The sequence below is a fragment of the Brucella intermedia LMG 3301 genome (assembly GCF_000182645.1).
GTDB classification, from domain to species: Bacteria; Pseudomonadota; Alphaproteobacteria; order Rhizobiales; family Rhizobiaceae; genus Brucella; species Brucella intermedia.
The window spans coordinates 743,814-768,784 of the sequence record NZ_ACQA01000002.1 but is presented as its reverse complement, the minus strand read 5'-3'; the positions used below and the strand labels follow the sequence as shown (position 1 = coordinate 768,784).

The window sequence follows — 24,971 nt, the reverse complement described above, 5'->3', positions numbered from 1 at the left end:
GAATGAAATTCAAGTTGGTTTCTGCGGCTCTCGCGCTTTTCGCGCTAACTGCTGTTGCTGAAGCGGCCACGCCTGTTGCTCCGGCCGCACTACCGGCTGTCGGTGCCCATGGCGCTGGTTCTGCCATTCAGGTTGATTATCGCTGCCCTCGTGGTGCGGTTCGTACGCGAAGCGGTCGCTGCGTCTGGGATCGCCGCTGGCGCGATGACCGTCGCGGGTGGGATCGTCATTCACCCCGCTATTATCGCGAACGCGACCGTGCTCGCTGGCGCCATGATCGCCACCGTCATCGTGACCGCGTATATATCGAGCCGCGCCGTCGCGGCCCGCACAACTAAAGAAGAAAAGAGCAGCGTTTTCGCTGCTCTTTTTCATCAGACGGACTCAGCCTGCGAACGTGAAATGCCCTCGAGTTGCGGAAACACATCCGCTGTCATGGGAGCGAGGACATCAATTACCAGTCCGCCCGGCGCGAAGTCGATATCGCATTTTGCCTTCAACTCGCCTGCGAGAACGGAGTAGAGCAGCCGCTGGCCAAAGCCTCGCCGGGCAGGACGTTCGACTGGAGGTCCGCCGCTTTCGATCCAGCGCATATGAAGTTTCTGCTCGCCCTGCCTTTGAACGACATTCCAGTCGAATTGGACGGTGCCGCTTTCGTTGGACAGCGCGCCGTATTTCACCGCGTTGGTTGCCAGTTCATACAGGCCCAGTGAAAGGGAGACGGTTACCCGGTCGCTCACCACCAGTGCCGGACCATGGGTACGGATTCGATGACCGAACGTGCTGTTGAAAGGGGCAAGCGCGGTGTCGCAGATCTGGTTGATCGTGGTGCCCGTCCAGTCCTCACGCAGCAGCATGTCGTGGGCCTGGCTAAGTGCGCGCAGCCGCTCGCTGAACAACTCGTTCGCGGTCTGCGGATCGGTGGCGTTCCGCAAGGTCTGGTTGGCGATGGATTGCACCATCGCCATCGAGTTCTTGAACCGATGTGAAATTTCGCGGGTGACCAAAGCCTTGTCAGCTTCGGCTTTCTTGCGCTCCGTGACGTCGATGACGATACCCAGAAGCGTCGGTGACTTGCCCGTCAGTGCCTTGGCTCGGGTTTCAACCCAGCGCACCTGACCCAGCCTGTTCGTGATGCGATATTCCATCCGGAAAGACTTGCCGGTCGCGAAAGATTCCTGCGACCGCTGGATCAGTGCAATCCGGTCTTCCAGCACCACCATTTCGATGATCTTGTCATAGTTGACCGGCTCATCCGGCGTCAGCCCGAAAATACGCCTGTATTCCGATGAACAGCTGATTTCGCCCGTATGATAATCCCGCGTCCAGAAGCCAACATTCGCCACTTCGATGATATATTGCAGCTGATCGTTGCTGCGCTCTTTTTCAAGCGAAAGCGTTTCGCGTTCTTTTTCCAGCTCGACCAGCTTGCCGAGTTCCAGGGTCACATCGAGCTGTGATGAAACGAAGTGATGGAGTTCGCCTGCTTCGGTCTTGACAGGGGAGATGTGAAGCCGGTTCCAGAATGGTTCGCCTGACTTCTTGTAATTGAGAATATCGATATCGATCGACTGTTCCGTTTCGATTGCCGCGCGGATCATCTCGACATGTTTCGGGTCCGTGCCGGGGCCTTGCAGGAAACGGCAATTCTTCCCAATGATTTCATCGGCTTCATAGCCTGTCAGGTTCTGGAAGGCCTTGTTGGCAAAGACGATGGGGTTATCGGGCAGGCGGGGATTGGTGATGAGCATCGGCATGGGCGTCAGTTGAACTGCCGCCGTGAAAGGATCCGCTTCCTGGGAAAAAGATGTTCCCAAAATTTTTACGGACGGCCCTGCTTTTGTTGCCAATGCAAACCCCACTCCCTGAAAACGCTTACAAGCTGCCCTACTTCACGCAAGTTATCCGATTGTCTCGCAATTTGCTAACGAAAATAATGGAATAGCGAGAACCAATTGTCGTCTCCTCCGTTAGAAGCCGCATGAAACATGCCGCGTTGCGGGGAGAAAACAGGGAGCCGGCAGATTTTCCCCGCAACGTTCAGCGGACATTCATAAACAGACGGCAATGATGGCATCATTGAAATGGAGAAGCACAGGATGAACACCTTCAAAAAGATGATGGTCGGCCTTGTCGGTGCGAGCTTTTTGATCGGCGCGATAGTCCCGGTCTCGGCTGCGCCCGTCATGCCAACTGCGCCTGCGGCGAGCAACGAGCATGTTCAACAGGTTCGGGATGACCGCTGGCGTCGCGGACCGGGCCATGGGCACTGGGGCGGCTATCGGCCGGGGCCTCGTCCGGGCTGGCATGGCCGGCCATACCGCCCGGGGCCGGGTTACTGGAATGGTTATCGCGGTGACCGCTATTATCGCCACGGCTATCGCCGGCATAATGACGGTTGGTGGTATCCGCTCGCTGCGTTCGGCGCCGGTGCAATCATCGGTGGTGCGATTGCCGCTCCGCCGCCACCGCCCCCGCCAGTCTATCGCGCACCGGCTTATGGTTACAGCAATTCACATGTACAGTGGTGCTATAATCGTTATCGCTCATATAGGGCCTCGGATAATACTTTTCAGCCGTATAACGGCCCCCGCCAGCAGTGTTATTCGCCATATTGATAGTTGAAAACTGCTGAACACAATGAAGCCGCCCTTCAAGGGCGGCTTTGTTTTTGTGGACTAGCTTCATCATCTGTACCACCAGTAATTGTCATTCACGGCGGTGCACCCTAAAAGGCGGTCGGGGTGAGTTCCGGCAGCGCGCTTGTTGAAAAGCTTTCGGTTCCCCTCTGTTACAACAGAGCGCCAAAGGAGACAGGATGCGCGCGATTTTACCCAAAGCAATAGCCGGTGTAATTTTACTCGGTATATTGAGCGTAGTACTTGGTTCCTGGTACACGATTGATGAAGGCGAGCGTGGCGTTGTTTTGCGCTACGGTGCTGTTTCCGGCGTTGCACAACCCGGCCTCGGTTTCAAAATTCCGGTGATCGATTCTATCGTACGAATATCGGTGCAATCCAAAGCTGCGATCTATAACAGCATGGAAGCCTATAGCCGCGACCAGCAACCAGCCACGATGAACCTGTCGGTCAACTATCGCATTCCGCCAGACCGCGTGGAAGAAGTCTACGCGACCTATGGCGGTGAAGACGGGCTCCTGTCCCGCCTTGTAGAGCGGCGCGTTTTCGAGGAAAGCAAGACGGTTTTCGGCAAATTCAATGCCGTGGAGGCTATTCAGGAACGAAGCCGTCTCAATCAGGAAATTGCGCAGGCCATTCAGAACAGTGTGCGCGGTCCGGTTATCATCGACACGGTGCAGATCGAGAATATCGACTTTTCGGACTCTTATGAGCAGTCCATCGAACAGCGCATGTTGGCCGAAGTTGAAGTGCAGCGGCTTCGTCAGAATGCAGAGCGCGAAAAGGTGCAGGCTGAAATCACCGTGACGCAGGCAAAAGCGCAGGCAGATGCTCGCCGCGCCGAAGCAGAGGCGCAGGCGGATGCCGTTCGTCTTCAGGCGGAAGCCGAGGCTGACGCGATCAGGCTGAAGGGCGAGGCGGAGGCAACCGCCATCAAGGCGCGTGGCGATGCACTTCGCGACAATCCGGGTCTCGTTGCATTGACGCAGGCCGAGAAATGGGATGGTCAACTGCCGACCACAATGCTGCCCAACGGAGCGATTCCGATGCTGAATCTGAACAGTTCCCAGACGCCGCAGAAATCGCCCGATTACTGACCGGTGAATAAAGAACAGCGGGGCTCCGACTATCCGGTGGGGCGCGCATCCTGTTGAATGGGTTTCACGCCTTTCGGGATGCGCTCTTATCCGCCGCGCTGTTCATAGCCCTCGATGTTTGTCCCATCCATTTTCTGGCGCAGATACTGCTTGAGCCTTGCGATATTGTGCGCATCCCAGCCAGTTACGCCGGTAACTTCCAGCCACGCGTCGACATAGTGCTCAGGAGCATATACATGCCCGTGCCCGATCGGTGTGGCCGTTCCAAAGGCCATGTCGAGGGCGAGTTGAAGCATGGTTACCACCGGATACCATCGCAGATCGGGTGACACATCGGGCCCGCGCGGTGCCTGCATCCAATCAGGCTGGCGGTAGAAGGACAGCGTGTCGAAGAAAGTGACCGGGTCGCTGGCATATTGCAGATAAACCACACGCATTGGGCCCCACCGCGTTCCATTTCCCGGGGCTTCACCATACTGGTTCATGAAACGCGCAAAGGAGCCGTCCCTGAACACCGGCAACCATTCCGGCGTTCCCGGATTTCGCCGTCTGGTCATGGCTTTCCAGTCGCGGCTGGGGAAAGGAGGGCCGCTCCATAGCGCGCCGTTGATGGGGTCATCAAGCATTTCGAAAAGCTCGGACGAAATTTCCGAGTTCATCGCACCGAGGCTCAAGCCATAAAGATACAGGCGAGGTCGGCTGTCCCGCGGCAGGTTTTTCCAGTAGTTGTAGACGGCGATGAACAACGCCCGCGATGCTTCCGCTCCATATTCGGGCTGAAAGAGCAGCGACAATGGGCTGGAAAGATAGGAATACTGCACGGCGACGCTGGCCACATCACCATGGTGCAGAAACTCAAGACCGTCCATTGCTGCAGGGTCAACCCATCCTGTTCCGGTGGGCGTGATGACGACCAGTACCGAACGGTCAAAGCCGCGTTGCCGCTTCAGCTCTTCCAGTGCAAGCTCCGCGCGTTGTTCCGGCGTGTCGGCGACTTGCAGACCCGCATAGACCCGTATGGGGTCGATTGCCCTTTCTCCGGTCATCGCCGTGATGTCGGAAGCGGCAGGGCCCGAGGAGACAAATTCGCGTCCAGCCCGCCCAAGTTCGTTCCAATGCAAAAGCGAGGCAGCACTGCCGGTTTTGCCCGGTGCCGTCGGTTGTGGGCGATCCGGCTCGATCAGAGCGTCGTACTCGCGAAAGGAACGATCCAGAACCCTGAACGCGGACTGGATGAGCAGCCCGTTGGCAATCGTCCAGACAAGGATCACGGTAATCGTGACGCCGAGGACGTTGGCTACCCGGCGAGGCATGACGAGTTGCACTTTCCCGGAGACGAATCGCCCTAGCCGGATGAGAAGGCGAACAAGTACCAACAGAATGAGGAATGTCAGTACTGCCAAAGCCGAAACGCTCATCGGATAGGCGCTGGGCACCGGTTCCATGTCCATGACGGCTCGAACCGAATTCTGCCAGCTTGCCGCAAAATAAAGGGCTACGACAGCCACCGCGAGACAGACCACGCCGACGGCAAGATTGGCTCTGCTGCGCAGGCGGTCTTGGGGTTCGGGCAATTCCAGGTAATGCCAGAGCCAGCGCCATAGCACGCCAATGCCATAACCTGATCCGAACGCGACGCCACCGAGAATGCCCTGCATGACGTAGGTGCGTGGAACGAGGCTCGGCGTGAGCGCCGCAGCAAAAAACAGGGTGCCTAGCGCTATGCCAACGCCGGATAAGGAGCGCCGGAAATGGAAGAATGCCTTGGTGGTCAGAGACATGAAATACCGTGCCGTTAGTTCATTCCGATGAAGCTAGGGCAGAACCTGTTAATTTGGTGAAAATGGCACGAGGCTGGCTGTTTGGATGTAGTCGCCCTTCGCCGCTCCAGCAGCTCTTGTCATTTCAGGCGCCACTTCCAACAAATTAACAGGTCCCGACCCTAGCTGTAGCATGGCCACGCGGCAAGGTCCGGCCCGGAAGGCCCGGCAGTCGTCGTTCTATCACCATACGGTTCAGAATCGCTGTTCTGTTGAAGCTGCTAAGCCCTCAGAAAAACGTGAAAATGACCTATTTACCGGCATCTGGAAGCTGTTGCGCGAGATAGAGTATCCCTGACCTGTTATTTTTTTGAATTTATGTTGGAGAAACCTGACTTTATGGTGTTGACCAATCCGTAAGCCACCCTTATGTTCCGCCGCACTTCCGGGGGCGATTTGCTCCAACAGGGAGCGCGTAGCTCAGCCGGTAGAGCAACTGACTTTTAATCAGTAGGTCCAGGGTTCGAATCCCTGCGCGCTCACCAACACATTCAAATACTTAGATGTCACCGTTTGATCCCCGATTTGCGGTTGGGCGATTTTTTATACCTGATCTCTGGCGATGACCTGTCGGCGGCCTATCAACTGGCTGGTCGCGGCGGCAATCCGGCACGGCTGCGCATCTTTTCCAGAAGGCTGGCGGCAATCGGCTCATAATTTTCATCGAAATGGTGGCCGCCAGCCAGTTTCATGACTTCCATGCCCTTCAGTTCCGGAGCAGTGCAGGCGGTATCCTCTTCTTCCTGTCCATAGACACAGACGACCCGGTCGAGCGGGATTGTCGAAATGGCCGGAATGACGTCCTTGTCACCATCCATTCCGAGCCAGCCTTCAATCGAAACCTGAAATGTGGTCGTCGTTTCGACCCCGAGAAGGCCGATCATTTTCGTCCGGTCCTGTATGGCCGCAGGCAGGTATTTCCAGGCAAACGGAAATGTATCAGCGCCAAACGAATAGCCGAGAACAGCTACCGGCAATTTATTTGTCGGATCAGCTTTTTTGATCATCGCCGTCGTGTCGTTGGCGATTTCCTCCGGCGTGCGTTCCGACCAGAAATAGCGTAGCGAATCCACGCCGATCACGTGGACGCCGTGTGCCTGCAGCCACTCGCCGATGGATTTGTCGAGGTCGCGCCAGCCACCATCACCGGAATAGAAGACCGCAATCATATCGGCCTTTCCGTCCTTCGCAGGAAGGTCGACGATCGGCAGGGCTTCGTTCTTGGCGTCCTGATCCGCCATGGCCACGACATTGTCGACAGCCATTTTGAGTCTTGCCGGAAATGCAGGAGCAGATTGAAGCACGGCTAAATTTTCCTGCCGGGCAGTAACGGGATTATTCGTCGGTGATCCGGCCGGCCCGATCACCAGGGCAGGGGCGGGAATTGCCACATTGAACCCATAGGTGAAGCCTCCATCCGGGTCCTTGGTTGCTGCGGCTTTTTCCGTGCAAGAAGGAAGACGGGTCCTGGCAGGAACCGGATCAAGCGCGACAGCGCCTGCAATCGTTGCATCCGGAGAATCCGAGGCCGCCGCATAAGCGATGGTCGCGCCTTGTCCGACACCCGTCAGGACGGGGTGAAAATAGACCCCGAGATCCAGCCCGCGCAAGGCTTCCTTGGCGATGGCTTCGAAATCGGAGTCCAGATAGTTGCATTCGCCGCCCTCCTTATCGAGCGCCGCGCGCCACGGACCAAGCTCGACCGGCAGAACGATCATATTCCGGGCAAGCATGGCATCCATGAATTGTTTTTCCCGGTCGCCTATGCCGCCGTCATCACTCAGCAGGATGGCAAGTCCGACAGGATCGTTCTCTGGCATATAGACAGGAATGTTGGACAGTCTTTCGGCACTGGCATGGATAACCGGCTCGTCGGAATCGATGACTTTTGTCCAGAGCCGCGCGATTTTACCAGTATGCATTGTGCCGTACACGCCCGCTGCTGCCACCAGCGCCAATCCGAGCACAATAAAGAGAACGCGTCTTTTCGTCATTTGCGGATGAACTCCAGTGGGCTGCCATTGATGAGGGTCGTGGCATCGAGAAGGGCGCGCGGCGTCTCAAGGCCGCCCGGGCAAACCATGTAATGCGGCGTCCAGACAGGATCGAATTTTTCCTTGAAGGCTTTCAATCCGCCAAAGTGATAGAGATCGGCGCCGCGCTTGTAGATGAACGAGCCGAAGCGGTTCCAACGGGAGGCCAGCCTGCTGCCGCTCAGGCCCGATAGCGGGGCGGCGCCCAGGTTGAACCACTTGTAGCCTTCTTCCTTGCCGGCCATCAGCAGCTTCGCGAAAAGCGCGTCCATAAGGAGCTTATGCACATTCGGCATGTAGCGCATGAGGTCGACAGTGATTTCATATTTGTCCGCGCCGCGCCATATGTTGGCAAAAGCCACGATTTCTCCGTCGCGTTTCAGCACTGCAACGTCAAAGCGTTTCATATATTCTTCATCGAAATATCCGAGCGAAAACCCTTTCTCGCTGCCCGACTTGAAATCCAGCCAGGCATCCGAAATCTCCTGCAGGCGTGGGATGAGCGGAGGCACATCGGCGGACGGAATGATTTCAAACGTCAGTCCATCCTTGTCGATCTTTCTGTCGGCATAGCGGAACGGCTGGCGACGCGGTCCTTCCAGCGAGAATTCGGCGAGATCAACGCGGGCGACTTCACCGAGTTTCAGGGCGACAAGGCCCATATCCAGAAACAGGGGCAGGCTTTGCGGACCAACACCGTAAAATACGGTGCGCAGGGCAAGCTTGTCGGCCAGCCCGTGAAAGGACCATGCAAGCTCTTTGCCGGTTTGTTCATTACCGATGGGTTCGCCAAGCGCGATCAGACTGCCCCCGGACTGGGAATACATGATGAAGGAGCTGTTGTCGGGGGCCAGAAGAAATTGCTTGTCGCCAAGCAGCGCCAGGGCGGCATCCGTGTGCGGCCATTGGGCGACGAGGGCGGGCACGGCGGGGGGTATTGAATAATCCACCTTTCGCCTGCGATGACCGTTCCGGTTGATGATGGAGTAAAGGCCAACTGCGGCGACCACGGCAAAGACCAACACGGTTGCCCGCAGGAAGCGTGGGGCATTGCCGTTCCAGGCGAAATCCCACCAGAGCGTGTTGGAATATTCCACGTGGCGATAAACGAAAAATCCAAGCCATGTGGAAACGAGCACAGTTGTGCCGACGGTCGCGATCCAGTTCCAGCTCAGGTCAAACGGCCCCGAAATAGGGCGGCGATAGAACGAATCCCGGAACCCCCACAGTGTGAAAGCGAAAAGACAGAGAGTAATGGCTTCTTCCCAGTCGAGACCTTTTGCCAGAGAAAAGGCCGCGCCGCAGAGAAGCAGGATTTGCGCAGCCACCCATGCTCGCGCAAGCCTCTTTGAGAGACCGCGAGCAACGATGAGCAGCGCCACGCCGACCAGACTGGCGGCGAGGTGCGACATTTCCATGAAGGATTCCGGAACGATGTCGGAGAGCACTTCGACGCGGTAGCGAAGGTCCGGCGTGGCCCCGGAAACGAGAAGCATGATCCCGCCCAGAAAGATGATGCTGGCAGACAGACCGGGGACGAGCGGCTCGACCAGCCGCTTGGCGAAGCGTGCCTGCTTGCCGAGCATATGGCGGCGGCGCATGATCTCCCATATGAGAATGCCTGCGGTCGCCACGACAAGCGGCATAATCGTATAGATAAGCCGGTAGGCGAGAAGCGCCGCAATCGCATCCGGTTTTCCGCCAAGGCCGAGACCTGCAATAATTGTCGCTTCAAAGGCGCCGAGGCCGCCGGGCGCATGGCTGGCAATGCCCAGCACGATGGCGATCACATAGACGAGTGCGAAAACGGCGAAGCTAGGCACAGCATCGGCGGGCATGAGGACATAGAGCGTAGCCGCTGCGGCGCCCACATCCACGAGCCCGGCAAATATCTGGAGCAGCGCTCCCTTTGAGTTGGGCAGGCGCAGGCTGAATGAGCCTATCGTGAAACTGCGCTGCCCATGCGACAGCCAGTAGATCAGCCAGCCGATACCGCCCAGAATAGCGATGCCGGCAACGATATCGATGCGGGAATCGATGGCAGAGAGCCAGGGAACATCCCGTGGATCGATGAGAAGAGCGGCGCCCACCATTATGATCAGCGCGAACCAGATCGCGAACCATGACGTGCCGACGATCTTGCCGATGTCAGCAAGACTCACGCCCTCCGCGGCATAGATGCGATAACGCAGGGCACCGCCGGTCAGCAGGGAAAAGCCAAGCGCGTTGGAAATCGCGTAGCCAGCGGCGCCTGCAACGGCTGCAAGGCGGCGCGGTATCTGGTTTGGCGCGATCGTATCGACGGCCACGACATCGTAAAGTGCGACAGCGGCATAGCTCAGAGCCGTGAAAAACACTGCCAGCGCAAGCGTTGCCCACGATATATTATGCAGTGCGGCGAGCGTTTCCGTGCGCGATGTATGCTGGAGAAGATTCTCCAGCACATAGATTGCAAGCAACGCAATGGCGATACCGGCTATCGGAAACAGAAAATGTTGGTAGCGGGTGAACCAGCCATGATGTCTTGCTGACGTTTCGGATGGCATGGAAGGCACTTCGTCATCATCAATAAGGCTCATAGGAACATCGTCCGGTTGGAGCAACATATATAAATTGCGCAATGATCTCGATTTAGGGCGAACTTGTGTTCGAGCGAGATGCCGCATTGAAAATATTCAAAGCAGAGCAGAAGTTGGTCTATATAAGCCTGCGGTTGGGTCAGGCTGCAAGTGATTTGATGAATTGAAAGAGGTCTTGGTGCTCGATATTTCATACATGACCGCTGCCGGAGCCGGTGCGTTGTCTTTTCTGTCACCCTGCGTTCTTCCGCTTGTGCCGCCTTATCTGTGCTATATGGCTGGCGTGAGCGTCGAGGATTTCCGTGCAGAGAAGGCGACAACCGTTGCAGCAGCGCCTTCGGCGCGCCGTTCGCTGGCGTTTGCCGCAATTTGCTTTGTTCTCGGTTTTACCACTGTTTTTGTGGCGCTTGGCGCTGGCGCCTCTTCGATTGGCGCCTTCCTGCGCGCCTGGCAGCAGGAAATTGCAATCGTCGCGGGCGTGGTCATCATATTGATGGGATTGAACTTCCTCGGCGTCCTGCGCCTGTCGTTCCTGTCTCGCGAAGCCCGGTTCCAGGCCCGCAACGCTCCGGCGTCGCCGCTCGGAGCCTATGTCATGGGGCTGGCATTTGCATTTGGCTGGACGCCATGCATCGGGCCAGTTCTTGGGCCGATCCTGACGCTTGCGGGCGGTAGCAGCACGGTGGGCGAGGGTGCGCTGTTGCTGGCAACCTATTCGCTTGGCCTTGGCATTCCTTTTTTGATCGCCGCCCTTTTTTCCGGCGCATTCATGCGGTTTCTTTCGCGTTTCCGGGTGCATCTGGGCAAGGTGGAGAAAGCGATGGGCGCGCTTTTGGTGGTAGCAGGAGTTTTGTTCCTGACGGGCGGCATGCAATCATTCTCGTACTGGATGCTTGAAACCTTTCCTGCACTTGGGCAAATCGAAGGTCTTTTCCTGAAGACTGGCGCGTAAGTTTTCATAGACGCTTTGATGTTATGAGCGAAGATCATCTCAATTTTCTGGACGACACAATGACAGACCGTACCTGCCTTTCCATCGTGCTAGCTGCTGGCGAAGGCACACGCATGAAATCCAGCCTGCCCAAAGTGTTGCATCAGGTGGCGGGATTGCCGCTGGTTTCGCACGTGGTCAAGGCCGTTCAGGGCACCGGCAAAAGCGATGTTGCGCTGGTCGTGGGGCGCGGCGCCGACGAAGTGCGCGCGGCGGTGGAAAAGAATGCAGGGCCTGTCTCGGCCTTCGAGCAGAAGGAACGTCTCGGTACAGCGCATGCAGTTCTGGCCGCGCGCGAGGCAATCGAACGCGGTTATGATGATCTGCTTATCGTTTTTGGTGATACGCCGCTGATCGAGGCACAATCCCTGCAAAAGGCCCGCGAGCGGCTGGCCGGAGACGCAGACGTTGTCGTTATCGGTTTCCGCCCGGAGAATCCGCACGGCTATGGCCGTCTGATCGAAGAGGGCGACAAGCTTGTCGCCATCGTTGAAGAAAAGGAAGCAAGCGAAGCGCAGAAGCAGATCGGTTTCTGCAATGGCGGGCTGATGGCTGTCCGTGGCCAACATGCTCTGGCGCTTCTGGATGCCGTCGATAATAACAACGCCAAGGGCGAATATTATCTGACCGATATTGTCGCCATCGCCCATGGCAGGGACATGAATGTGACGGCCATCGAAGTGCCGGTCGATAATGTCATCGGCATCAACAATCGTGTCGAACTGGCTGAAGCCGAAGCCATCTGGCAGGATCGCAAGCGCCGCGAGATGATGCTGGCAGGCGTGACGCTTATTGCGCCCGGAACCGTGTTCTTCTCGCATGACACGCTGATCGAGGCCGACGTTATTGTTGAGCCGAATGTATTCTTCGGCCCGCATGTGCATGTTGCGTCGGGAGCCTTGATACATTCCTTCTCGCATCTGGAAGGTGCGGAGGTCGGTCCCAAGGCAGAGATCGGGCCGTTTGCCCGCCTGCGCCCCGGTGCAAATCTGGGAGAAAAGACCAAGGTCGGCAATTTCTGCGAAGTGAAGAATGCCACCTTGCATAAAGGCGCGAAAATCAATCACCTGACCTATATCGGCGACGCGATAGTCGGCGCATCGAGCAATATCGGCGCGGGCACCATCACCTGCAATTACGACGGGTACAACAAGTACAAGACGGTGATCGGCGAAAACGCGTTCGTCGGCTCGAACAGTTCTCTGGTTGCGCCGGTAGAAATCGGCGACAATGCCTATATCGCATCGGGCAGCACGATTACCGACAATGTTCCTGCCGATGCGCTGGCCTTCGGTCGTGCCCGGCAGGAAACGAAGGAAGGCCGGGGGAAAATCCTGCGAGAGAAGTATGCCGCCATCAAAGCGGCTAAAACCGCGGCGAAATAAATCGTCCAATAGCTTAAGTGAGCGGCAATCCATTGGGTTGCCGTTCTGCGTTAGAATCTTTAAACCGCGAAACATTACGTCTCGACGTCGGATCTGGAGCAGCCCATGTGTGGAATTATCGGCATTATCGGAAATAACGAAGTCGCTCCGCTTCTCGTGGATGCACTGAAGCGGCTTGAATATCGCGGCTACGATTCTGCCGGTATCGCCACCTTGCAGAACGGCAAGCTCGATCGCCGCCGTGCCGAAGGCAAGCTGGTCAATCTGGAGAAGCGACTGGCTGGAGAACCGCTTCCTGGTGTCATCGGTATTGGCCATACCCGCTGGGCGACGCACGGCAAGCCTGTGGAGCGTAACGCCCATCCGCACATCACCGAGCGCCTTGCGGTTGTTCATAACGGCATCATCGAGAATTTCGCCGAACTTCGCGCCATGCTTGAGGCGGAAGGCTACAAGTTCCAGACCGAAACCGACACTGAAGCTGTCGCGCATCTTGTGACCCGCGAACTGGCAAAGGGCAAGTCTCCGGTCGAGGCTGTCCGCGACAGCCTGCCGATGCTGCATGGCGCTTTCGCGCTTGCTTTCCTGTTCGAGGGCGACGAAGAGCTTTTGATCGGCGCTCGCCAGGGGCCGCCGCTTGCCGTCGGTTATGGCGAAGGTGAAATGTTCCTCGGTTCGGATGCCATCGCCCTTTCGCCTTTCACGGATACCATCGCCTATCTCGAAGATGGCGATTGGGCCGTTCTGACGCGCAAGGGTGTGACCGTTTACGACGAGAACAACAGCGAAGTCGAGCGGCCGATCCAGAAGACGCAGACGGCTAACATGCTTGTCTCCAAGGGCAATCATCGTCACTTCATGCAGAAAGAGATGTTCGAGCAGCCGGAAGTGATCTCTCACACGCTGGCGAACTATCTCGACTTCACCACCGGCAAGGTGCGTCAGGAAGCAATCGGCATCGATTTCAGCAAGATCGACCGCCTGACGATATCTGCCTGCGGCACGGCTTATTATGCTGCGTCCGTCGGCAAATACTGGTTCGAGCAGATTGCGCGCCTGCCGGTCGATAGCGATATCGCGTCTGAATTCCGTTATCGCGAAATGCCGCTTTCGAAAGATTCGCTGGCGATGTTCGTATCGCAGTCCGGCGAAACGGCTGATACGCTGGCATCGCTGCGCTACTGCAAATCGCAGGGGCTGAAAATCGCCGCTGTCGTCAACGTGACGGGCTCGACCATTGCGCGTGAATCCGATGCCGTTTTCCCGACGCTTGCCGGGCCGGAAATCGGGGTTGCCTCGACCAAGGCCTTTACCTGCCAGCTCTCGGCCATGGCCTCGCTTGTTATCGCGGCTGCGAAATCGCGTGGCGCAATCGATGACAAGCGCGAACAGGAACTGGTGCGCCAGCTTTCCGAAGCGCCGCGTTTCATCAATCAGGTTCTGAAGCTGGAAGACCAGATCGCCGCAGTCTGCCATGAACTGGCCAAGGTCAATCATGTGCTTTATCTCGGTCGCGGCACTTCCTTCCCGCTTGCCATGGAAGGCGCGCTGAAGCTCAAGGAAATTTCCTATATCCACGCCGAAGGCTACGCCGCCGGTGAGTTGAAGCACGGCCCAATTGCGCTGATCGATGAAACCATGCCGGTAATCGTCATCGCGCCGTCGGATCGCCTTTTTGAGAAGACCGTTTCCAACATGCAGGAAGTGGCGGCGCGCGGGGGTCGGATCATTCTTATCACCGACAAAAAAGGCGCAGAAGCTGCCAGCATCGACACGATGGCAACCATCGTTCTGCCGGACGTTCCGGAATTCATCACTCCGCTTGTCTATGCGCTGCCGATCCAGATGCTGGCCTATCACACCGCTGTTCTGATGGGCACCGATGTCGACCAGCCGCGCAATCTGGCGAAGTCGGTGACTGTCGAGTAATCGGGAAAAGCAGCTGTTACGGCTTTTATAAAGCGTTGAAGGTGATTTCACTCCCCAATGCCTCATCCTGAGGAGGTGCGCAGCACCGTCTCGAAGGGTGAGGCATCGCTTCGCTCCGCACCTCAGGCTAAGGGGCGAGATTATTATCCCGCCCGCAGGAGCCTGATCGCTTCGTCACGCCCAAAGAGATAGAGCAATATCCGCAGCGCCTGTCCGCGTTCGGATTCCAGGTCTGGATCGCTCGTCAGAATGTAACGCGCGTCCTTGCGGGCGATTTCCAGAAGATCGCCATGCGCTTCGATGGAAGCCAGGCGGAAACCCGGCGTTCCGGACTGCCGCGTGCCAAGCAGTTCACCTTCGCCACGCAGTTTCAAGTCTTCCTCGGCGATGCGAAAACCGTCTTCCGTCTCACGCATCACTTTCAGCCGGGCTTGCGCGATTTCACCGAGCGGCCCCTTGTAAAGCAGCAGGCAGGTCGAAGGTTTGTCGCCGCGCCCCACACGCCCGCGCAGCTGATGCAATTGCGACAGACCGAACCGTTCTGCATGCTCGATGACGATGATCGTGGCATCGGGCACATCCACGCCGACTTCGATCACTGTGGTGGCAACCAGAACACGGGTTTCGCCCTGTTTGAACGCCCGCATGGCCTCGTCTTTTTCAGCACCGTTCATGCGGCCATGGATAAGGCCGATGCGGTCTCCAAAGACGGGTTTGAGGCTTTCAAAGCGTTCTTCCGCTGATGTCAGTTCAACGACTTCGGATTCTTCGACCAGCGGGCAGATCCAGTAGATTTTCTGTCCTTCTCCGACAGCCTTTCGGATGCGCTCGACAAGTTCGCCCATGCGCTCCATCGGCACGATAGCCGTTGTGATCGGCTGGCGTCCGGCTGGCTTCTCGGTCAGTTTCGAAACGTCCATATCGCCAAAGGCGGTAAGCACAAGGGTGCGCGGAATGGGGGTCGCTGTCATGACCAGCATATCCGGTGCCGAACCCTTGGCCGTCAGCATCAGGCGCTGATGCACGCCGAAGCGATGCTGTTCATCAATGATGACCAGGACGAGGTCGTGGTACTCGACCTTTTCCTGAAAAAGCGCGTGCGTGCCGATCACAATATCGATCTCGCCGCTTTTCAATCCTTCAAGCACTGCATTCCGGTCGCGTCCTTTTTCACGGCCGGTCAGGAGCGCGGGCCTTCAATCCCGCTTTCTCCGCAAGCGGCGCAATAGTCGCAAAATGCTGGCGGGCGAGAACTTCCGTTGGCGCCATCAGCGCGGATTGACCACCGGATTCAGCGGCATGCGCCATGGAAAGCAGCCCCACCACCGTCTTGCCCGAGCCGACATCACCCTGCAAAAGCCGCAACATGCGTTCAGGCGATTTGAGGTCTGTGATGATCTCGCGAACGGCCTGATCCTGCCCCTTCGTCAAGCGATAGGGCAGGTGGCGCATGATTTCGGCGACGATGCGTCCTGTTCCTTCCAATGGGCGACCGGAAAGACGTCGGGTCTTGGCGCGAACAAGGGCGAGCGCCAGTTGTCCGGCGAGAAACTCGTCATAGGCGAGCCTGCGTCGCGAAATACTTTCAAGCCCAATATCGGAGGGGTCTTCCGGCAGATGAAGCGTATTGAGCGATTGCTGGAAACTGGTAAAGCGCTCCCGCGCCAGCAGGGGAGCGTCGACCCATTCCGGCATTGTTGGAACACGGCTCAAAGCTTCCTTGACGGCGCGCGCCAGCGTCTTCGGCGACAGGCCAGCCGTCAGCGGGTAAACCGGCTCGACCATCGGCAAATTGGCCGCATCTTCCAGGCTCGCAATGTAGTCCGGATGGACCATGGAGGCGCGGCCGTTGAACCATTCCACCTTCCCAGACACGATGACGGTCTCGCCTTCGGGCAGCATTTTTTGCAACCATGGCAATTGTGCATGGAAGAAGGTCAGCGCGATTTCGCCGGTATCGTCATGCGCGAAGACGCGATGCGGAACATTGCCGCGTCCGGGCGGCGCTGGCTGGTGCTGGTCTACCGTTACTTCCAGCGTGACGATTGCGCCTTCAGGCGCGTTAACGATGCCGGGGCGGTTGCGCCGGTCGATCACGCTATGCGGCGCCAGAAACAGAAGCTGGCCGACTTTCGGCTCCGCGCCCGGTATGTCGGTGCCGAGCAGTTTGCCAAGCAGGGCGGCGACCTTCGGGCCAATGCCTGAAAGCGAACGAACGGAGGCGAAAAATGGGTCGAGAACGGATGGACGCATGGCGGGAGCATTAACTGCTTCTGGCTGCCGTGCAAGGGCGGCGTGCAATCTTTCTGTGCTCTTTTTGTTCCTGTTGGATAAACGGGTTCCCGTTTGCGGCGCAGATGCTATATACCAGCAGCAATTTGGAACTGACTGGAGCTTACCAAGGATGACTGGCAGCACATTGGCGACGGAAAATCTGGATGTACGGCGCCGCAAGCTTCTGTTTCGCGCGTGGCATCGCGGTATGCGCGAGATGGATCTGATCCTTGGACAATATGCGGACGCGTATATTGTGGGCTTCACCGATCCGCAGCTTGATGAGTTCGAGCATATTCTCGAAGTGCTCGACCGCGATCTTCTCAAATGGGTGACGGGCGAGAGCCCGATCCCCGCAGACTACGACACGCCGCTGTTTCGCGATATTGTCGCTTTCCGCGACCGCATAGAATTCTGAGTTCAAGGTTCTCATGCCCGTTTTCAGCAAACTAGGTCTCAAGTCCTCCAGCGCATCCGGGGCAAATCGTCATATCGTGATCGACGGCGTCGCCGACGGTTATGAGGCGTTCTGTCTTATCCGTCTGGTGGAAGAGATCGGCGAACGCGGGCCGATCATGTATATCGTGCGCGACGGGCAGCGCATTGCGGATCTGGAACAGGTCTTGAGTTTCGTGGCGCCGGACATGCCGGTACTGCATCTGCCTGCATGGGATTGCCTGCCTTATGATCGCGTGTCGCCGGGAGCGGACGCCGCCGCGCGCAGGCTCACAGCGCTTGGCGCCCTGGCCGCGCTCAGGAAAGCGCCGCATCCGGCAATCATTCTGACCACAGCCAATGCCGTGCTGCAAAAACTGCCGCCACAGGCTGCAATTGCCGAGCAGGTGATTTCTGCGCGCCCCGGCAACCAGCTGGACATGAACGATCTGGCATCCCGGTTGGAGCGCAACGGCTTCGAGCGCGTTTCCACCGTGCGCGACATCGGCGAATTTGCGGTGCGTGGCGGTATTCTCGATCTTTATGCGCCGGGCGCGGAAGAGCCGCTCAGGCTCGATTTCTTCGGGGATACGCTGGAGACGATTCGCGCTTTCGATCCGGCCTCGCAGCGCACCACCGGCACGCGGAAGGAATTCGTGCTTCAGCCGATGAGCGAAATTACGCTCTCGCCTGACATGATCAGCCGTTTCCGCAAGAATTACGTCGCGATGTTCGGTGCGCCGCAGCGCGATGACGCGCTCTATCAGGCTATCAGCGAAGGCCGCCGCTTTGCCGGGATGGAACACTGGCTGCCGCTGTTCTATGACAGGCTCGACACCGTATTCGATCATGCGGACGATATGCCGGTGGTCTTCGATCATCTTGTCCATGAGGCGCTGACCGAACGCCACACCATGGTTGTCGATCATTACGAGGCGCGGCTGAGGCAGGCTGAAGGCAAGGAACCGGGCAGTGACGCCGTGCCTTACAAGCCGGTGAAGCCGGAAACGCTTTATCTCACGCCATCAGAGGTCGAGAAGCACGCGGAAGCCGGGGGCATGCGCATCGACCTGACGCCGTTCGGTGCGCCGGAAGTTACGGGTCGGACGATTGTTCATGCCGATGTGCATAAGGGCCGCAGCTTTGCCGAGGAGCGCGCCGCCACCGATGTGAACCTGTTCGAGGCGGTGGTGAAGCATATTGCCGAACTGCGGGCGTCGGGCAAGAAGGTGCTGGTTGCTGCCTGGACCGAAGGCTCGCTCGACCGTCTTTTGCAGGTGCTCGACGAACATGGGCTGGAAAAGATCGAATCCGTCGACAGGCTTTCTACCGTCAAGGCGCTGTCCCGCGACAAGGTGACGGCGGCGGTGCTGGCCGTCGAGAGCGGCTTCGATGCGGGCGATCTCGTCATCGTGGCCGAGCAGGATATTCTGGGCGACCGCCTCATCCGCCGCTCCAAGCGCCGCAAGCGGGATCAGGACTTTATCTCGGAGGTTGCCTCACTCAGCGCTGGCGACATTGTCGTCCACGTCGATCACGGTATCGGTCGCTTCATTGGCCTCAAGACGATCACGGCGGCAGGTGCGCCGCATGACTGCCTTGAAATCCATTATGCAGGCGACGACCGGCTGTTCCTGCCGGTTGAAAATATCGAGCTTCTGTCGCGCTATGGTTCGGAAGGCTCGGATGCGGTTCTCGACAAACTTGGCGGCGGCGCATGGCAGATGCGCAAGGCGAAGCTCAAGAAACGCCTGCTTGAGATTGCCGGTCAGCTGATCCAGATCGCTGCCGAACGCCAGATGCGCGGCGCGCCGGTCATGACGCCGCCCGATGGTCTCTATGCGGAGTTTGCAGCTCGCTTTCCGTATGATGAGACCGACGATCAGTTGACGGCCATTGAATCCGTCGCGGACGATCTGGCTGCTGGCAAGCCGATGGATCGCCTGATTTGCGGCGATGTCGGTTTCGGCAAGACAGAAGTGGCGCTGCGCGCTGCCTTCATTGCGGCGATGAGCGGCGTTCAGGTTGCGGTCGTCGTGCCGACGACGCTTCTGTCTCGCCAGCATTTCAAGACCTTCTCGAAACGTTTCCACGGTCTGCCCATCAACGTCGCGCATGCATCGCGGCTCGTGGGGACGAAGGAGCTTGCGGCTGCCAAGAAGGGGCTGGAGGATGGAACCGTCGATATCGTCGTCGGCACCCATGCGCTGCTCGGCAACTCCATCAAGTTCAAGAATCTCGGACTGCTCATCATCGACGAGGAGCAGCATTTCGGCGTCAAGCACAAGGAACGGCTGAAAGAGCTGAAGTCGGATGTGCATGTGCTGACATTGTCCGCCACGCCGATCCCGCGCACCTTGCAGCTTGCGCTGACCGGGGTGCGCGAACTCTCGCTCATCACCACGCCGCCGGTCGATCGCATGGCAGTCCGCACCTTCGTGTCGCCGTTCGATCCGCTCGTCATTCGCGAAACGCTGTTGCGCGAACGCTATCGCGGCGGCCAGAGCTTCTATGTCTGCCCGCGTATTTCCGATCTTGGCGAGATCGAAGAATTCCTGAAAACCCATGTGCCTGAGCTAAAAGTCGCCGTAGCCCACGGCCAGATGGCGCCGGGCGTGCTGGATGACATCATGAACGCCTTCTATGACGGCCAATATGATGTGCTTCTGTCCACGACCATCGTGGAATCCGGCCTCGATATTCCGACGGCCAACACGATGATCGTGCATCGCGCCGATATGTTCGGCTTGGCGCAGCTCTACCAGTTGCGGGGTCGTGTCGGTCGCTCCAAGCAACGCGCCTTCGCGCTGTTCACGCTCCCTGCGGGCAAGATGCTGACGCAGATGGCGGAACGCCGCCTCAAGGTTCTGCAGTCGCTCGACACGCTGGGCGCGGGCTTCCAGCTTGCAAGCCACGACATGGATATTCGCGGGGCAGGCAATCTGCTCGGCGAGGAACAATCCGGCCATATCAAGGAAGTCGGTTTCGAGCTCTACCAGCAAATGCTGGAAGAAGCCGTGGCGACACTCAAGGGCACAATCGAGGTTGAAGACAGCCAGTGGTCGCCGCAGATCGCGATCGGCACGGCGGTAATGATTCCGGAAGCCTATGTGCCCGATCTTCAGCTCCGCCTCGGCCTTTATCGTCGCCTTGCCGATCTGGAAGAGCCGCAGGATATCGATGCCTTTGGTGCGGAACTTATCGACCGTTTTGGCCCGATGCCCGAAGAAGTGCAGCATCTGCTCAAGATCGTTTACATCAAGGCGCTCTGCCGCCGTGCGAATGTCGAGAAGCTCGACGCCGGTCCGAAGGGCGTGGTCATCCAGTTCCGCAATGCCACTTTTGCAAATCCCGTCGGGCTTGTGAAAATGATCGGGGAACAGGGTTCTATGGCCAAGATCAGGCCAGATCAGAGCATTGTTTTCATCCGCGACTGGGCAACACCGGAGAAGCGCCTCAACGGCTCGGCAGTCATCATGACTCAGCTCGCAAAAATTGCTACAGGCGGCTGAGGCACACGGGGATAAAAATTGAGGGTTCGGAGCCGCCTGTTGGTCCCGAGATTTTAGAACGGAGAGAACTTTGATGCTAAAGAATGCTTTGCGCATTTTCTGCACTGCGGGTGCACTTGTGTTGGCTTCTCAATCGGCTTTTGCTCTGACCACACTCAACTGCAAGGTTGAAGGTATCGAGAATTTTGTCACGCGTTTCAGCCATAACATTGCGATTCAGGAAGCTCAGACCGCCAAGACAGTCATCTTTGAAGGCCTCGACATGGAAGCTGACCCGGAGCCAAAAAAGACAAGCAAGGAAGTTCCACTCGCTGACGTTGAATGGCCTGTGATGCCAGATATGGCGACGCTGGAACGTCAGAAGCTGCAGGCCGAATACAAAGATGCTGCCAATGGCAATAAGATCGTTGTCATCAAGGGCACGGACGGTGGCGAATATATGGAATATGAATTTGCCAAGCAGCCATGCTGGGACTCTGGTTCGCGTGTCCGATCAGAGCATGTAGGCATTCAATTATTCAAAGAAAAAGCCCGCGCGTCCAGATGGAGCGCGGGCTATTTTATAGCTTTTCTTTCAGCGATCCTCGGCAATACCCGGTTCAAAACCTTCCGCCGTCTGGCGGATGGCGTCGGCAAGAACATCGGCCGTCTGTGCGCCCATGACGGCGTATTTCTGGTCGATGATGAAACAGGGGCACGCCGCGCACACCAATGCGGCTGGCCGTATCTATCTCCTCGCGAATTGTCGCCTTGTCGGCATCGCTTTGGAGAAGCCGGGCGACTACTGCCGCGTCCATGCCGACGCTTGCCGCCGCATCAACCAGCACTTCATGGTCGCCAATATCCTGTCCCTGCTCGAAATAGAGCGAAAACAACAGGCCGACCATCCGATCCTGCGTATCGGGTGCAGCCTGTGCCGCCCAATGGATGACGCGATGTGCGTCGAGCGTATTCGGCGCGCGGGCGATGGCGTCGAAATCGAAGACGATGCCGTTTTCCTCGCCAAGCTCGGTCAACTGTTTGTGGATGTCATCGATCTTTCCGCCTGTGCCGAATTTCTCCCGCATATAGGCCTGGCGATCCTTGCCTTGTGGCGGCAGGGTAGGGTCCAACTGGAAGGGACGCCAGCGCACTTCCGCCTCCACATCCGGCACCATGGCAAGAGCCGCCTCGAGGCGCTTGCGCCCCAGAAAGCACCATGGGCAGACGACGTCCGAGACCACATCGATAGTTATCTTTCTGGCGGCCATGGTTCAATCTCCGTGCAGGAACCGGAGGCTCGGCCTCCCGTTGAATACTCATCATATATTGGGTGGATGTAGGGCGAATTACACTGACGTTAAAGCCCGGTCATTGTTTTGCGCGCCACCATGTCGGCAGTTGATAACCGTAGAGCGAAGTCTTCTGCGGATGTTCGATGCGGTCCCACCGGGCCACCCATTGATAGGGCAGGTAGTAGAGCGGAACGTAATAGTCGCCGGAGATAAGCACACGATCAAGCGCGCGGACCGCACTGACGAAATCTGCACGGGTCCTTGCGGCCAGAAGCGCTTCGATCATCGCATCGACCGCCGGATCGGCAACACCGGGATAGTTGAAGCTTCCCTGCACATCCCGCGAGGCCGCACCCCAGCGCATCCATTGTTCATTGCCGGGCGAAAGCGAACCGGTCAGCGCGCCGAGGATCATGTCGTAGTCGAACGTTTGCAGGCGTTGCTGATACTGGGCATCATCTGCGGTGCGGATTTCTGCCGTAATGCCGAGTCGCGCGAGATTGCGCTTGTAAGCAAGCGCGACCTTTTCTTCGTCGGGCGAGCGCGTCATGATTTCGAACGTGAGCGGTTTGCCCGAAGGATCGACCGCAAGACCGTGTTCAAACTGGAAGCCTGCCTCCGTCAGCAGATCATAGGCCTTCTTTGCAGGCGTGCGATCATGGCCGCTGCCGTCCGTTACCGGCGGATGCCATGTGCCATTCATGACATCCTCGCGAACAGCGTCGGGGAAAGGCGCAAGCAATTGCTTCTCGCGGTCGTCTGCAGGTTTGCCCACCGAAGAAAGCTCCGATCCTTCCCAGTAACTCTGCGTGCGCCGGTACTGATCGGCAAAGAGATTGCGGTTGGCCCATTCAAAGTCGAACAGCAGCCCCAGCGCCTGCCGGATGCGCCGATCGGCGAAGATCGGGCGGCGCGTATTGAACACGAATCCCAGCAGATTGGCTGGCGTGCCTTTTTCAAAGTTGTCCTTGATAACCCGTCCCTGTTTGACCGCCGGGAAATCATAGAGCTTTTGCCAGCGGGTCGGGTTTGCTTCGATAAAGACGTCGAGCAACCCCTTCTTGAAGGACTCGAAAAGGGAAGTTTCGTTGCGATAATATTCGACTGTCAAAGTGTCGAAATTGTTGAGGCCGCGCTGGGAGGGTAAATCCTTGCCCCAATAATCAGGGTTGCGCTTGTAGACGATCCGCTGGCCGGGCTGCACGCCGGAAACAAGGTACGGGCCGCTGCCAACAGGTGGTTTAAGGGACGAATTGCCAAAAGTTTCGCGATCGATGGCGTGCCTTGGCAGCACGGGCATAACGGACGCGATAAGCATGGGAAACTCACGGTCCGACTTGTCGTTGAAGGTGAAGCGAACGGAGCGTTCGCCCGTCTTCTCGATCTTTTCGACACGGCTCATCCGGTTATTGTAGGGAGGGCGTCCCTTTTCCGTCAGGATGTCGTAGGTGAAGAGCACATCGTCCACCGTCACCGGTTGGCCGTCAGACCATCTCGCTTTCGGGTTCAACGTGAACTCGACCCATTTGCGATCCGGATCGGTAGAGACTTTCTCCGCAAGGAGAGGATAGAGCGTAAAAGGTTCGTTTCGCGAACGCTGCATCAATGGTTCGAAAACCAGATTTCCCAGATCGCTGTCAAGAAACAGGCCGCGCGCCGTTGTACGCATGCTTTTCAGCACAAATGGATTGAGACTGTCGAAAGTGCCGACAACGCCCATTGTGAGCGCGCCGCCCTTCGGTGCGTCGGCATTTGCGTAAGGAAAATGGGTGAAGTCGGCTGGTAGCGCCACGTCTCCATGCATGGAGAGCGCGTAGTCCGGCTGGGTTTCCGCTACCGCCTGCACCGGCATTGCGGCGACAACCGCTCCGGTAAAGCTCGCAAGAACCGCTTTGCGGAGATAGGCAATCAATCCGTTCAACTTCAATCGTCCATTGTAAACAAGTTTGATGGTCGCCGCCGGGAAGCGCCGATTCGGAACCGAAAACTAGCATGATCGTACATTAAGTGCGGAATTAGGGCGTGTCCGCCGCGTGACAGTAGGAGCTAAAACAAAGATTTTGGCGGATTCCGAGCATGGAATGTCGAAACTCATCTGGATTCATGCCCCTAGTCGTTGTAACACGGCTCCGGATTGGGCCCGGATAGGGCCTGAATGGGGGCTAAAACCCTCAAGGTCACGCTGTTGCCGCATTTTCAAATCAGTGACGGTCTATCGCTGACTTAACTACAGAACGGGAACTATAGATCAGAGTGTTGAAAGGAACCTGTTGATCATGTCCAGCACGAAGACAATCGCTGCCGCATCTGCCATTGCTGGCGCGTTCGCCCTGCTTGCCTCCGCGACGATGCCTGCATCGGCGCAGCAGCCGCCACAGGGCTGGTTCAAGGTCTGCTCGAAGCAGGAAGACAATGACATCTGCAACACGCAGAACATCGTCACCGCGGATTCCGGCCAGCTCCTGACCGCCGTCAACCTCATCGAGATCAAGGGCAAGATCAACCGCAAGATCTTTCAGGTGACCGTTCCTATCGGCCGTCTGATTCCTGCTGGTGTCGGCCTCCAGATCGACAACAACAAGCCGGTCAAGCTTGAATACGGCATCTGCTTCCCGGATCGCTGCATCGCCGAAGCTCCGCTGACCGACGATCTCATCAACGCGCTCAAGAAGGGCGGCAAGCTGACCCTGACTTCGGTCAACTATCAGAACAAGCCGAACCCGATTCCGGTTGCACTCACCGGCTTCTCCGGCGCTCTGACTGGCCCGGCTCTCAAGCAGTCGGAACTGGAAGAACGCCAGAAGGAACTTCAGGACGCCGTCCAGAAGAAGCAGAAAGACTTTGAAGCCAAGATGAAGGCTGAACAGGACAAGGCAAAGGGCGCAGCAAACTAAGCTGCATCCAGTCTGTCACGAGAAAGGGGCGCTTCGAGCGCCCCTTTTCTTTTCAACTATCGCTTTAAAAGACGCTTCTATCTTAATGATTATATTTCAAATAAAAGAG

The 24,971-nt window shown here is 57.6% G+C and carries 14 protein-coding genes, 1 tRNA gene and 2 pseudogenes; 10 read left to right on the top strand and 7 right to left on the bottom strand.

From position 1 onward, the window contains the following. Nucleotides 1–2: 2 nt before the first annotated feature. Entirely contained in the window at nt 3–338 is a 336-nt protein-coding gene (locus OINT_RS15985) for a hypothetical protein (protein ID WP_006468922.1), read from the top strand. Between the two features lie 36 nt (nt 339–374). Here the strand turns inward: OINT_RS15985 and OINT_RS15980 are convergent, their stop codons facing one another. Then, nucleotides 375–1,817: a PAS domain S-box protein gene (locus tag OINT_RS15980; protein ID WP_036565014.1), complete on the bottom strand. Its 1,443-nt coding sequence runs from the start codon at nt 1,815–1,817 to the stop codon at nt 375–377. A 282-nt stretch (nt 1,818–2,099) separates the two neighbouring features. Between OINT_RS15980 and OINT_RS15970 the strand changes: the two genes are divergently transcribed. Further along, nucleotides 2,100–2,618 carry a BA14K family protein gene (locus OINT_RS15970; protein ID WP_006471381.1) on the top strand — a complete coding sequence of 173 codons (519 nt, stop codon included), beginning with the start codon at nt 2,100–2,102 and terminating at the stop codon, nt 2,616–2,618. A gap of 200 nt (nt 2,619–2,818) precedes the next feature. Further along, a complete protein-coding gene (locus tag OINT_RS15965) occupies nt 2,819–3,736 on the top strand; it encodes a prohibitin family protein (RefSeq protein WP_006468919.1) in 918 nt (305 codons plus the stop codon). An 86-nt stretch (nt 3,737–3,822) separates the two neighbouring features. Here OINT_RS15965 and OINT_RS15960 read toward each other — a convergent pair whose 3' ends face one another. Then, entirely contained in the window at nt 3,823–5,517 is a 1,695-nt protein-coding gene (locus OINT_RS15960) for an alpha/beta hydrolase (RefSeq protein ID WP_006468918.1), read from the bottom strand. 448 nt (nt 5,518–5,965) lie between these two features. Between OINT_RS15960 and OINT_RS15955 the strand changes: the two genes are divergently transcribed. Further along, a tRNA-Lys gene (locus OINT_RS15955) sits at nt 5,966–6,041 on the top strand. Nucleotides 6,042–6,137: 96 nt separating this feature from the next. On the opposite strand, the gene OINT_RS15950 is transcribed toward OINT_RS15955, so the two are convergent. Next, complete coding sequence (locus OINT_RS15950; protein ID WP_006468917.1) at nt 6,138–7,550, bottom strand: AcvB/VirJ family lysyl-phosphatidylglycerol hydrolase; 1,413 nt, start codon at nt 7,548–7,550, stop codon at nt 6,138–6,140. Beyond that, the gene (gene mprF / locus OINT_RS15945; protein ID WP_031346387.1) at nt 7,547–10,168 is read right to left on the bottom strand and encodes a bifunctional lysylphosphatidylglycerol flippase/synthetase MprF; all 2,622 of its coding nucleotides are present in this window, start codon (nt 10,166–10,168) and stop codon (nt 7,547–7,549) included. The genes OINT_RS15950 and mprF overlap by 4 nt, the downstream gene beginning before the upstream one ends. 178 nt (nt 10,169–10,346) lie before the next feature. Between mprF and OINT_RS15940 the strand changes: the two genes are divergently transcribed. From OINT_RS15940 to glmS, 3 genes are all read left to right on the top strand, one after another. Further along, nucleotides 10,347–11,120: a cytochrome c biogenesis CcdA family protein gene (locus OINT_RS15940; protein WP_025090207.1), complete on the top strand. Its 774-nt coding sequence runs from the start codon at nt 10,347–10,349 to the stop codon at nt 11,118–11,120. Between the two features lie 59 nt (nt 11,121–11,179). Then, the gene (glmU, locus tag OINT_RS15935; RefSeq protein WP_039853484.1) at nt 11,180–12,544 is read left to right on the top strand and encodes a bifunctional UDP-N-acetylglucosamine diphosphorylase/glucosamine-1-phosphate N-acetyltransferase GlmU; all 1,365 of its coding nucleotides are present in this window, start codon (nt 11,180–11,182) and stop codon (nt 12,542–12,544) included. A gap of 105 nt (nt 12,545–12,649) precedes the next feature. After that, on the top strand, nt 12,650–14,473 hold the full coding sequence (gene glmS, locus OINT_RS15930) for a glutamine--fructose-6-phosphate transaminase (isomerizing) (RefSeq protein WP_006468912.1): 1,824 nt from the start codon (nt 12,650–12,652) through the stop codon (nt 14,471–14,473). 143 nt (nt 14,474–14,616) lie between these two features. Here the strand turns inward: glmS and recG are convergent. Then, nucleotides 14,617–16,726 (bottom strand): annotated as a pseudogene (gene recG, locus OINT_RS15925) (ATP-dependent DNA helicase RecG). A gap of 151 nt (nt 16,727–16,877) precedes the next feature. On the opposite strand from recG, the gene OINT_RS15920 reads away from it, so the two are divergent. Both OINT_RS15920 and mfd read left to right on the top strand, forming a co-directional pair. Then, nucleotides 16,878–17,165, top strand: coding sequence for an FAD assembly factor SdhE (locus OINT_RS15920; protein ID WP_006471374.1), 288 nt, complete (start codon nt 16,878–16,880; stop codon nt 17,163–17,165). Nucleotides 17,166–17,178: 13 nt separating this feature from the next. Further along, on the top strand, nt 17,179–20,694 hold the full coding sequence (gene mfd / locus OINT_RS15915; protein WP_006468910.1) for a transcription-repair coupling factor: 3,516 nt from the start codon (nt 17,179–17,181) through the stop codon (nt 20,692–20,694). 574 nt (nt 20,695–21,268) lie between these two features. Here the strand turns inward: mfd and OINT_RS15910 are convergent. Together OINT_RS15910 and OINT_RS15905 are read right to left on the bottom strand one after the other, a co-directional pair. Continuing rightward, nucleotides 21,269–21,944 (bottom strand): annotated as a pseudogene (locus tag OINT_RS15910) (DsbA family oxidoreductase). Between the two features lie 100 nt (nt 21,945–22,044). Next, a complete protein-coding gene (locus OINT_RS15905; RefSeq protein WP_006468908.1) occupies nt 22,045–23,895 on the bottom strand; it encodes an extracellular solute-binding protein in 1,851 nt (616 codons plus the stop codon). Nucleotides 23,896–24,244: 349 nt separating this feature from the next. On the opposite strand from OINT_RS15905, the gene OINT_RS15900 reads away from it, so the two are divergent. Beyond that, nucleotides 24,245–24,862: an invasion associated locus B family protein gene (locus tag OINT_RS15900; RefSeq protein ID WP_006471370.1), complete on the top strand. Its 618-nt coding sequence runs from the start codon at nt 24,245–24,247 to the stop codon at nt 24,860–24,862. Nucleotides 24,863–24,971 lie beyond the last annotated feature (109 nt).